The 10,991-nt window shown below is 69.6% G+C and carries 12 protein-coding genes; 3 read left to right on the plus strand and 9 right to left on the minus strand.

Annotated elements, in window-relative coordinates; translation table 11 throughout:
- Positions 1 to 67: 67 nt before the first annotated feature.
- Positions 68 to 430 (minus strand): nuclear transport factor 2 family protein, encoded by a 363-nt coding sequence (locus ACXC9Q_RS29670; protein ID WP_457059915.1) that lies wholly within the window; start codon positions 428 to 430, stop codon positions 68 to 70.
- A 112-nt stretch (positions 431 to 542) separates the two neighbouring features.
- On the opposite strand from ACXC9Q_RS29670, the gene ACXC9Q_RS29675 reads away from it, so the two are divergent.
- Together ACXC9Q_RS29675 and ACXC9Q_RS29680 are read left to right on the plus strand one after the other, a co-directional pair.
- Positions 543 to 1,334, plus strand: a complete 792-nt coding sequence (locus ACXC9Q_RS29675) for a helix-turn-helix domain-containing protein (RefSeq protein WP_457059916.1) — start codon at positions 543 to 545, stop codon at positions 1,332 to 1,334.
- Positions 1,334 to 1,840, plus strand: coding sequence for a DinB family protein (locus tag ACXC9Q_RS29680; protein WP_457059917.1), 507 nt, complete (start codon positions 1,334 to 1,336; stop codon positions 1,838 to 1,840). Before ACXC9Q_RS29675 ends, ACXC9Q_RS29680 begins: the two co-directional genes overlap by 1 nt.
- Before the next feature lie 13 nt (positions 1,841 to 1,853).
- On the opposite strand, the gene ACXC9Q_RS29685 is transcribed toward ACXC9Q_RS29680, so the two are convergent.
- Entirely contained in the window at positions 1,854 to 2,873 is a 1,020-nt protein-coding gene (locus ACXC9Q_RS29685) for a hypothetical protein (protein ID WP_457059918.1), read from the minus strand.
- On the minus strand, positions 2,873 to 3,388 hold the full coding sequence (locus ACXC9Q_RS29690; RefSeq protein ID WP_457059919.1) for a SigE family RNA polymerase sigma factor: 516 nt from the start codon (positions 3,386 to 3,388) through the stop codon (positions 2,873 to 2,875). Before ACXC9Q_RS29690 ends, ACXC9Q_RS29685 begins: the two co-directional genes overlap by 1 nt.
- 166 nt (positions 3,389 to 3,554) lie before the next feature.
- Here ACXC9Q_RS29690 and ACXC9Q_RS29695 point away from each other — a divergent pair, with 166 nt between their 5' ends.
- Positions 3,555 to 4,775, plus strand: coding sequence for a hypothetical protein (locus tag ACXC9Q_RS29695; RefSeq protein ID WP_457059920.1), 1,221 nt, complete (start codon positions 3,555 to 3,557; stop codon positions 4,773 to 4,775).
- A 50-nt stretch (positions 4,776 to 4,825) separates the two neighbouring features.
- Here ACXC9Q_RS29695 and ACXC9Q_RS29700 read toward each other — a convergent pair whose 3' ends face one another.
- From ACXC9Q_RS29700 to ACXC9Q_RS29725, 6 genes are all read right to left on the minus strand, one after another.
- The gene (locus ACXC9Q_RS29700) at positions 4,826 to 5,488 is read right to left on the minus strand and encodes a hypothetical protein (protein WP_457059921.1); all 663 of its coding nucleotides are present in this window, start codon (positions 5,486 to 5,488) and stop codon (positions 4,826 to 4,828) included.
- 69 nt (positions 5,489 to 5,557) lie between these two features.
- Positions 5,558 to 6,295 (minus strand): hypothetical protein, encoded by a 738-nt coding sequence (locus tag ACXC9Q_RS29705; protein WP_457059922.1) that lies wholly within the window; start codon positions 6,293 to 6,295, stop codon positions 5,558 to 5,560.
- Complete coding sequence (locus ACXC9Q_RS29710; RefSeq protein ID WP_457059923.1) at positions 6,292 to 6,825, minus strand: SigE family RNA polymerase sigma factor; 534 nt, start codon at positions 6,823 to 6,825, stop codon at positions 6,292 to 6,294. The genes ACXC9Q_RS29705 and ACXC9Q_RS29710 overlap by 4 nt, the downstream gene beginning before the upstream one ends.
- 93 nt (positions 6,826 to 6,918) lie before the next feature.
- On the minus strand, positions 6,919 to 8,283 hold the full coding sequence (locus tag ACXC9Q_RS29715; RefSeq protein WP_457059924.1) for a diguanylate cyclase: 1,365 nt from the start codon (positions 8,281 to 8,283) through the stop codon (positions 6,919 to 6,921).
- 143 nt (positions 8,284 to 8,426) lie between these two features.
- Complete coding sequence (locus tag ACXC9Q_RS29720) at positions 8,427 to 9,962, minus strand: helicase HerA-like domain-containing protein (RefSeq protein ID WP_457059925.1); 1,536 nt, start codon at positions 9,960 to 9,962, stop codon at positions 8,427 to 8,429.
- Positions 9,963 to 10,073: 111 nt separating this feature from the next.
- Positions 10,074 to 10,778 carry a L,D-transpeptidase family protein gene (locus ACXC9Q_RS29725; protein ID WP_457059926.1) on the minus strand — a complete coding sequence of 235 codons (705 nt, stop codon included), beginning with the start codon at positions 10,776 to 10,778 and terminating at the stop codon, positions 10,074 to 10,076.
- Positions 10,779 to 10,991 lie beyond the last annotated feature (213 nt).

The raw sequence follows: 10,991 nt of genomic DNA on the forward strand, positions 1-10,991 counted from the left end.
GGCCGCCAGGACCTGCCACCCAATTAACAGGCCCTGGCGATCGATGCCCCGGTCAACGAGGTGGGGACTAGTGCGCGGGGGCGAAGTCGTGGAAGCCGATCAGCTTCCTGATCTTGCCGTCCTCGGTGAGCACGACGATGTCCGTGCCGCCTGCCACCGGCTCCTGGCCGTCGGCCTGCAGGTGCCAGGTCCAGCGCAGGTAGGTGTGGTGCTCGTCGATGTCGCCGATGCGGACGAAGGACAGCCCCGGGAACATCTGCTGCGCGGCGCCGACCAGCTTGTTCAGCTCGTCGTGGCCGTTCGTCTCGAAGCTCGGGTCGACGAAGGTCGCGTCCTCGGTCCAGGTCCCCGCGATCAGCTCGGCCCGGCGGTCGGCGTCGGCGGCGTTCCACATCGCGAAGTACTGGTCGGCGAGAGCGTTGGCGTTCATGGTGTTTCCTCCTCGGAAGTTCGGATGACCAGAACCCTGCCGCCGGTCCGCAGGTCTGGTCGATGACGTCAGAGGTAATCGCGTTGTCTATGCGAGCGGTTACGGTCGGACCATGGCAGCGACGATCGAGGAGACGTTCCAGCGCCCGGTGGGTCAGCTTCTGCGTGGCTGGCGGGAGCGCCGCCGGCTCAGTCAGCTCGAGCTGGCGAACCGGGTCGAAGTGTCCACCCGGCACGTGAGTTTCGTGGAGACCGGGCGGTCCAGGCCGAGTCGCGAGATGGTGCTGCGGCTGGCCGAGCATCTCGACGTACCGCTGCGGGATCGCAACCAGCTCCTGCTGGCCGGCGGATTCGCGCCGATCTACAGCGAGGCGTCGCTGCACTCACCGGCGATGCTCGCGATCCGGACGACGCTGCGCCGGTTGCTGAAGGCCCACGAGCCGTACCCGGCCCTCGTCGTCGACCGCTGGTGGAACATCGTCGAGACGAACGCCGGCATCCAGCTGTTCACCGCCGGCGTCGACGAAAAGTTGCTCCAGGCACCGATCAACGCGCTCCGGCTGACCTTGCACCCGGACGGCCTGGCCCGCCGGATCGGCAACATCGCCGACGTCCGCGCCGCCGCCCTCGCCAGCCTGCAACGCCAGGCCGCGAGCACCGCCGACCCCGAGCTCCAGGATCTGTACGACGAACTCCGCCAGTACGCCGTGGACGACCGGCCGGCGCATCCCGGACCGGCCGAGGTCGTCGTACCGTTCAAACTCATGCACAACGGCCACGAGCTGTCGCTGCTGACCATGATCGCCACCTTCGGCACGCCGCTCGACGTCACAGTGTCGGAGCTGATGATCGAGTCCTTCTACCCGGCCGACGCCGAGACGGCCGAGTATCTCAGGGCGCTCTGATGACCACTCCGCCTAGCGAGCTGGCCGACACGGTCGAGCTCCACCTGTGGTACCTCGATCACTACCGCGGCGTCATCGAGACGAAGCTGATGGGCCTGCGTGAGGAGGATCTGCGGGGCAGTCGCCTGCCGTCGGGCTGGTCGCCCCTGGAGCTGCTCAGGCACTTGGCATTCGTGGAGCGACGCTGGCTCCGCTGGGGATTCGCGGGTGAGCCGGTCGATCACCCTTGGGGTGACTCGGGCGACGATCCGGACGGCCGGTGGGAGATCGGCCCGGACGACACTCTCGAGGGTCTCTTGGCCGCGCTGCACGAGGGCGGCGAGCTCACCCGGCGGCTGGTCGCCGGGGTGGATCCGGCGACCCTCGGCGCTGCCGGTGGACGGTTCGACGCCGACGACCGGCCGCCGCTGAACTGGATTCTGTTCCACGTCCTGCAGGAGTACGCGCGGCACACCGGCCAACTGGACGTCGCGCGGGAACTGATAGATGGCGTCACCGGCGAGTAGGACTGCAGGGTGCCTACTCGCCGGCGACCGGGGTGCCCCACCGGCTTGAGGAGGGGTGACCGGTGGGGAGTGCGGTCGGGAGGCTCGGCGTCGGGATGCTCGGCTCCGTGGTCGGGAGCGTCGGCAGCGACGGCTTCGTGCCGGGGCGCGAGACCTTGTCCGGGTCGACCGTGACCGTGACCTTCACCGTCGGAACGGCGGGCTTCGGCACGGACGGCTTGGTGGTCGGCAGCGACGGCTTGCCCGGCAGGCTCGGCTTCGACTGCGGCAAGGACGGCTTCTCGGTCGGTACGCCGTGCACGCAGTCAGCCACGGACGGAACCGGGACCGGCTTGCCAGGCACCGACGGCACGGTCGTCGGCAGCGACGACGCGGCGGTCGGAACCGGCAGCTTGCTCGGCAGAGTCGGCTTGCCGGTCGGCACCGACGGAAGCGTGGGCTTGCCCGGCAGCGTCGGCTTGGCGATCGGCAGCGTGGGCTTCCCCGGAAGCGTCGGCTTCGTGGTCGGCAGCGTCGGCTTCCCCGGCAGACTCGGCTTGACAGTCGGCAGCGTCGGCTTGCCCTGGGGGAGCGACGGCAGCGTCGGCTTCGTCGTCGGGAGCGACGGCTTCCCCGGCAGCGACGGCCGGGTGGTCGGCACCGACGGCAGGCTCGGCTTGCCGGGCAGGCTCGGCTTGGTCGTCGGCACGCTGTTCGGGTCGATGGTCTTGTCGATCGAGACCTCCACCTTCGGCAGCGCCGGCTTGCTCGGCAGGCAGGTCGGGTCGACCGACGGCGGCTGCGGAGTCGCCGACGGCACCACCACCGGCACCGGCGGCTTGTCGCCACCGGCCAGCAGGTTCTTCACGTCGGTCGGTCCCCCGACCGCGGCCGACACCGTCGCAACGGTTCCGGCGAGGGCGGTGACGCCCGCCGCGGCCAGTCCACGGCGGAGCCAGGCCAGCCGCTTGCCGCGCCGCATCAGGTCGGCGGGGTCCGGCTGCCACGGCTCCAGGTCATAGTCGAGAGCGTTGCGAATTCGCTCGTCACTCATCAGTTTCCTCCAACTCCGGTATCGATCAGGTCGGGTGCCAGACGCAGCTTGGCCAGCGCCCGGGAAGCCGTGCTCTTCACGGTCCCGGCCGCCATACCGAGCAGCTCGGCGGTATCGGCCTCGGAGAGATCCTGCGAGTAGCGCAGCGCGACGACGGCTCTCTCCCGGACGGTCAGGCCGGCGAGAGCCGAGAGCACGGCCTCCCTGGTCTGCACGTCCTGGGCGAAGTCCGCTACCGCTCGCTGGTCCCAATCGTTCTGCACCGGGTCACTGGGTACCTCGTTGTTCCAGCGCCGGCGGGCCTGCGTGAGGAATCGGTTGACCAGCACCCGCCGTACGTACCGCAACGGGTCGCCGCTCAGCCGGTGCCATTTCGGATAGGAGCGCATCAACGCCTGCTGTACCAGGTCCTCGGCGGTGTGCCGATCGCCGCACAGCATCTCCGCGAAGCGGAGCAAGGGGGTCGACTGCGCCAACACGAAGCGCTCGAAGTCGGCGTCCGCGGTCCGGGTCATCGATTCTCCTCTGCCTCTGTCACACCGGTACAAACCCACTGGGTGATCGATCGGGTTCTGTTCGGTCACCAACTCCTTCGAAGAAATTTATTCACGGGCTATGCAGAGGTACGGTTCATTTGTCACATTGGGTGCACACACCTTCACCGCCCCGGAGGTTCCGCCCATGCGTGTCACCCGAAATATCAAAGCCCGTCGGCAGGCCATCGCCTGCCTGGCCGCCGCCCTCGCGATCGCGCCGCTCGCCGCCATCGCCCTGCCCAGCTCCGCCGCGGAGACCGACCCCGCCGTCGTCGCCGCGCAACCTGTCCAGGGATCCAGCAACGTCAAGGTCGACGCCAACCGGATCATCCTCGGCGACGCCCCGGCCGCGATCGGCTCGACCGAGATCAAGCAGCGCTCCGGTCTGGCCGAGCTCACTCCGGTCCGCCTCAGCGCCGCCACCTCGGCCGTCGTCGTCGGCTACACCACCGGCACGCCGGACGGTTCGTCGGCGGAGGTCGACGTACGGGCCTGGGTCGGCGGCAGGTGGTCCGAATGGACGGCCGCCAAGGCCGGTACGCCGACCGCCCTGCCCGGCGCGAGTGACCAGGTCCAGCTGCGGATCATCGTCAGCGCACCACCGACCGGCGCGAGCCCGTGGGTCGGCGACGTGACCGTTCAGCCCACCGACAAGGCGGCCCCGAGCGGGATGGCCATCCAGGCCGCGCCACTGCAGTCCCGGGTCTTCGCCACCCGCGAAGGCCTGGTCGGCGGCACGACGGCCAACGGTCACGTGATCGTGAGCCGCGACCACTTCGTAGCGCTGCCGTCACGACGAGGACTGGCCGGCAACGGCTCCGGCACGTACTCGGTCAAGGTCTGCACAGCCTCACGCTGCGCCTTCGAGCCGGTGTGGGACGTCGGCCCGTGGAACACCAAGGACGACTACTGGAACCCGAGCGCGACCCGCGAGATGTGGAAGGACCTGTCGCAGGGCAAGCCTGAGGCACAGGCGGCGTACCAGAACGGCTACAACGGCGGAAAGGATCAGTTCGGCCGGACCGTCGCCAACCCGGCCGGGATCGACCTCGCGGACGGCGTGTTCTGGGACGCGCTGGCGCTGCCGGACAACGGGTTCGTGGACGTGACCTACCTGTGGACCGGCGACGGCGGCCGTGGCACGGTTTCGATCTCCTCGGGCTACCTGAACATCCGGAACTCGGCGAGCTCGTCCGGCGCGGTCGTCGGCATGGCAGGCAAGTCGGCGCAGGTGACGGTCGAGTGCCAGACCACCGGGCAGAGCGTCACCGGCTCACAGGGCACCAGCAACATCTGGCTGCGCGTCAACGCCGGCATGTACGTCGCGAAGGCGTGGGTGTCGGCCGGATCCTTCGGCGCCTGCTGAAACAGCAAAACTCCCGTACGCCGGTGCACTCGGCGTGCGGGAGTTCGCGCTCACTCGGCCAGCGGGTCGCCCTTGGCCGTACCGAACTTGGCGATCAGCTTGCCGGCCCGGTCGTAGACGAAGACCGACGCGTCTTCCGAGTGCCGAAGATCCGTCCCGCCGGGCACCTGGGCCGAGGACTCCACCCAGCCAGGGATCCCGGCCAGCCGGTAGATCTTCCCGTACCAGGCCTTGGTGCGCTGGGTGTAGACGACCGTCGCGGCCTTCGGGCTCTTGAAGACCGAACTGCGCACCTCGCCGACCCCCTGGATCCCCGGTGTCCCCGGATCGCCGAGGTTCGGGTCGCCGACAGTCTTCCGCCAGCCGAACGGCTCGTTGACCGGCTGACCGGGGATCCGCTCGATGATCCCCCACTGCGAGCCTCGGGTGGTGAAGAACACGCCGGAACCGATCTTCACCTCCGCACCGGCGGCCAGCGTGGCGACCGCCGGCCGGGTGTTCTGGAACGTGTATTTCGTTGCCTTTGGCCCTTTCTTGGCCGGTAGAGCGGCCGGCGGCGCCGCGGCCGGCGGCGCGGCCACGGGGGTGGCACCGCTCGCGGCGGCGGGCTCGTTGTTCCCGGTGAACGCCGCGGCGGCGATCATCGTGCCTGCCACGGCGACCGCCGCGAGTCCGGCCGGCAGGAGCCGAGTCACCCATCGGTTCTTCTGCATGTCGTTGCCCTCCACAAGGATCGGTGATGCTGTCGGGCTCAAGGACGCGTCGCTGTCCGGAAAGGTTCTTCAGCCGAGCGGGCCGCGATCGGTGTTGCCGAAGGCGGTGAGGAGCTTGCCGGCGCCGTCGTACACGAACACCGCGACAGCCTGCTGCGCCGTGCCCGGGCCGGCCGGGGTGGCAGGTGCCGGGACGGGAACCTGCGCCGAGGACTGCACCCAGCCCGGGATGCCGGCCAGCCTGTAGAGCATTGCGTACCAGGCCTTGCGGCCCTGGGTGTAGACGACCGTCGCGGCCTCGGGGCTCTTGAAGACCGAGGACACCACGCCGTCGGCGGACTGGATCCCGGGTGAGGTGGGATCGCCGAGGTTCGGGTCGCCGACCGTCCTCCGCCAGCCGAAGGGCTCGCTCTCTGGCTGACCCATCTTCCGCTCGATCAGGGCCCACTTGGTCCCGCGGGTCGTGAAGTACAGCCCGGAGCCGACCTTCACCTCCGCACCCGCAGCCAGTGTGCTCATCGCGGGCTTGGTGTTCTGGAAGACGTAGCCGTTCAGTGGAGTCGAAGGGGCCGGTGTGGTCGTGGCCGGTGGGGCGGGCACACCCGCGACCGGCGCCTCGACGGCCGGCCTGCTCCACCCGGCCAGGACACCGACGGCGACAGCCGCCACGACTCCTGCCGAGGCGACGCCGGTCGCCACACCACGGCGTCGGCGGCGACGGGCTCCGGCGATCACGCGGGCGGGATCCAGTGGCTCGCTCGCGGTCGTCACCGCACCCAGTGCGGTCTCGATGTCCTGGTCGTTCATACCCGCTCTCCTATCTGGACTCCGTGGAGCTCAGGCGCGGCCCGCAGCTTCTGCAGGGCTCGCGCGTTCGAGCTCTTCACGGTGCCGACCGCGACACCGAGGATCTCCGCGGTTTCGCCCTCGGACAGGTCCTCGACATGCCGAAGGACCACGACGGCTCGCTCGCGACGCGTCAGGACCCGCAGCGCGCCCAGGAGCGCCAGCCGGCGATCCGCGGCGCCGGACGGGTCGCCGAGCGCGTGCTCCACGACCTGGTCGAGCTCGTCGGCGCCACCGGTCGGATGCTCGCGCCACAACCGGCGGCGCAGCCAGGACAGGTGCTGGTTGACCACAGCCCGCCGGACGTAGCCGAACGGGTCGGCCATGTCGATCCGATCCCAGCGCAGGTACGCCTTCTCGAGCGCGGTCTGCACCAGGTCCTCCGCCAGGCCGGCATCACCACAGAGCATCCGCGCGAAGTGCACCAATCGCGCGGACCTGGCCAGCACGAAGGCCGTGAAGTCGTCGTCGCGACTCCCCGAACCGGCCATTTGTCCTCCGTCCTGCCGTCCCTCACCTCACAGGACGCCGTACCGGCGGGAATGGTTCTGCGCCGATGGAAGGTTGCCGGCAGGGCAGGTCGGTCAGCGGCGGTCGGTGGGCGCTGCCGCGCCGCTGGCGACTGCGCGATCGGCCGCCGGGCTGTCCTGTGACCGGGCCGGGGCGATCGGGGTCAGCCGCGGGAGGGGCAGCGTGTCGGCGGCCAGGCGGACCCGGTTGCGGCCGGCGGACTTGGCGGCGTACATGGCCCGGTCGGCGCGGAGCAACAGGTCGTCGACAGTGCTGCCGTCGGCCGGGTGAACAGCCACACCGATCGAGACGGTGAGCCGGAAGGTGTCGGGGTCGAGATCCGGCTCGTCCAGTACGCCGGCGCACATCGCGGCGAGCGGGCTGGCGGCGACCGCGTTGCGGAGCCGGTCGGCGGTGACCGTTGCCTCATCGAGGCCGGTGTCCGGCAGCGCGATCACGAATTCCTCGCCACCGAACCGGCCGATCACGTCCTTCGCCCGGATCGCACTGCGCAGGATCGTCGCGACCGCGCGGAGCGCCTCGTCGCCGACCAGGTGCCCGTGCCGGTCGTTGACCTGCTTGAAGTGGTCGATGTCGATGAGCAGCACCGCCATCGGCTCCCGCTGGGTCCGCGCGGTCCGCAACATCTCCTCAGTACGGCGCCGCCACCAGTCGACCCGGGTCAGGCTGGTCTTCGGATCCGTCTGCGCCTCGGACTCCAACTGGCCGAGCAGCAGGGCTCGCTGCGCGGTCAGCGTGATCGGGATCGCCACGAACGCGAACCACGGGCTGACCAGGCAGGCCGCGGCGAGCAGGCAGCCGAGGGTCGCGGCCGTCACGTCAGTGCTGAGATCGTCCAGCCCGCCGACAACCTCGCGCCAACTGCTGCCGGGGATGATCAGCGAGATCGCCAGGCCACACAGCACGGTGTCGGTCACGACGTACGCGATCGCGCCGGACACCATCGAGACGACCAGCCCGAGACCGCTGTCGCCGGTCAAGTCGCGGGCCCAGCCGAAAGCCGCGTGGGCCGCGCCGACCGCGAGCACGTACACCGCGGTCGAGAACGCCCAGCGATACGGGATGCACTTGCCGGCCCGGATCCGCCACCAGGTCCGGAGCAGGACGGCGACCAGGATCGCCAGCGCCGGGTGCAGGATGACGGCGGCCGCGATCATCCAGGCCGGCGCCAGGTCCTTGTGCAGCGCTCCGCCGCGACGCCGCCGGTTCTCGACCCGGCGGGCACCCTCGACCGAGATCAGCGCGGACACGGTGAGCGCGAACACCACGTCCAGGCCGCGCCAGTCCGGCCGGTCGGTGAACGCCTGCACGCCGTACCCGATCGCGGCGAGGTCGACGAGCACCACAACAGCGAACGCCGGGACCGTCAGGGTCCACAGCGCCCAGGACCGTATCGCTCGCCTACTCTGCGCAACCATCCCTCCCACCGTACGACGAGTAGGCGTCTCGTCTCAATCCGCGACGGCGCGCTGTGGATGACGAGTCGGAAACGACGGCCTATGGTTGATGATTCAGTCGTTTGATCAACGATCAAACGACTGAATTCCCTGCCGGGCAGGGTTTACTTGTGCCGGCGGGCTGCGCCGAAGAGCCCGCGGACGATCTCGCGGCCGGCGGAGCGGGCGAACTGCTTGAAGACCGTCGAGCCGATGACCGCCTCGACCACGGACTTCTCCTGCCTCTGGGCGCGCGCCTTCGGGGCCTCCGGCTGCTTGGCCTGCTCCTCCGTCCGGGCCTGCTCGGCACCGGCCTGCACCTTGGCGGCGAGCAGCTCGTACGCCGACTCCCGGTCGATCACGGCCGTGTACTTCGCGTTGTTCGGCGAAGCCTGCACCGAGGCGGTCAGCTGCTCCGTGGAGGCCGGCGCCATCAGCGACTGCGGCGCCCGCAAGCGGGTCCACGCGACCGGCGTCGGGGCACCCTTCTCGTTCATCACCGTCACGATCGCCTCGCCGATCCCGAGCTGGGTCAGCACCTCGCCCAGGTCGTACGACGACGTCGGGAACGTCGACACGGTCGCCTTCAGCGCCTTCGCGTCGTTCGGGGTGTGCGCCCGCAGCTGGTGCTGCACCCGCGAGCCGAGCTGCGCGAGCACGTCGTCCGGCACGTCCTTCGGCGTCTGGGTGACGAAGAAGACGCCGACACCCTTCGACCGGATCAGCCGCACGGTCTGCGCGATCGCCGACAGGAACGCCTTCGACGCGTCCGCGAACAGCAGGTGCGCCTCGTCGAAGAAGAACACCAGCTTCGGCTTGTCCGCATCCCCGACCTCGGGCAGGTCGTGGAACAGGTCGGCCAGCAGCCACATCAGGAACGTCGAGAACAGGGCGGGCCGGTCCTGCAGGTTCGGCAGCTCGAGCAGCGAGATGACGCCCTTGCCGTCGCGCTGCTGCATCAGGTCCGCGGTGTCGAACTCCGGCTCGCCGAAGAACGCCTCGGCGCCCTGGTCGGCGAATCCGATCAGCGACCGCAGGATCACGCCGGCGGTCGCCGCGGACAGCCCGCCGAGCTCCTTCAGGTCGTCCTTGCCCTGGTCGGACGTGAGGTGCTGGATGACCGCGCGCAGGTCCTTGATGTCGAGCAGCGTCAGTCCGGCCTTGTCGGCGTAGTGGAAGATCAGCCCGAGCGAGGACTCCTGGACGTCGTTCAGCCCCAGCACCTTGGACAGCAGCACCGGCCCGAACGACGTGATGGTGGCCCGGATCGGAATCCCGGTGCCCTGCCCGCCCAGTGCGTAGAACTCGGTCGGGAACCCGGTCGCGGTCCAGTCCTGGCCGATCGACTTGGTCCGGGCGAGCAGCTTGTCGTTGCCCTCACCCGGCTGCGAGATGCCGGACAGGTCGCCCTTGATGTCGGCGGCGAACACCGCGACACCGGCCGCGGACAGCTGCTCGGCCATCAGTTGCAGCGTCTTCGTCTTACCGGTACCGGTGGCGCCCGCGACCAGGCCGTGCCGGTTCACCATCGAGAGCGGGATCCGGACCGCAGCCTCCGGCTTCGGCTCGTCGTCGACCAGCAGCGCGCCCAGCTCGATCGCCGCCCCCTCGAACGCGTAGCCCTGCTTGACGGTCTCCACGACGTCGGCTGTCTCGGCCATGTCAGCGTGCCTTTCCCCGGTTGACGGACGGCGAACGTGCGCCCGCTGGGCATGCTAGTGCCCCGGAGCGTGGATCGGACTGTTATCCACACCCCAGGGCACTCAGGGAGCTCAGCGCATCACGACCACGTGGGTCGGGCCGGCGGCGAACGACCAGATCGTGGCTGACATCGACGCCGAGACCCGGATGCAACCGTGGGAGGCCTTGTAGTTGGTGCCGAGCAGCCAGTCGGCGTGGATCTGCTTCCCGTTGGACTTGTACGTCGGGATCTGGTGGAACCCGATCCCGCAGGGCGCGAACCGGACGAAGTTGTTCAGGTACAGGCTCGCACCGTCGGTGTTCTTCCGGATCCGGGCGGCCCGCCCGCACTTCGCGCCACTCGTGTAGTTGCCGGCCTTCAGGTACGCCGGATTGTCGATGATCCCGCCCTGCCGGACGATCTTGCCGCGGGCATCGATGAGCCAGACCCAGTTCTGTGTCTGGCTGATCACGATCCGGCGGCCCGTGCCTGACCGGCGCGGCACCGCCCGGACGTCGCACCGCTTCGCGGTCGAGGCCATCAGCCGCGAGTACGTCGTACTGCTGAGCGAACCGGTCTGACTCAGGACGTTGGCGGCCTGGAACCGCACGGTGGCCGCCTGGGTCATGGCTCCGACCTTGCCGTCGACCGGGCCCGCGGTGCAGCCGATCCCGTTCAGCCGGGTCTGGGCCGCTCGTACCTGGGACACGGTGATCGCATCCGCCGGCAACGTCGCGCCGAGGGCGACGACCGTGACCGCCGCCGCCGCGAGGCCGAGTTTGGTAAGAATTCGCATGCGGTTAAACCCCCCCTTGGTCGCGGGTGCCGAGTCCGCGCCCGCTGCTCCACATCCTGTGGGACGTCCGACGGCCGCGGAAGGTTGAGATGCCTTCCGGTGTGTTCCGGTGACATTTACTACCTCTCACAAGACCTTTTACCCCGCTAGCCCGGATCTTTCGTGACCTCGTCGTTCGTCGTGGCGGCGGCTTGGCGGCCGGCGTTCGAGGTT

It is taken from the genome of Kribbella sp. CWNU-51 (assembly GCF_054073265.1).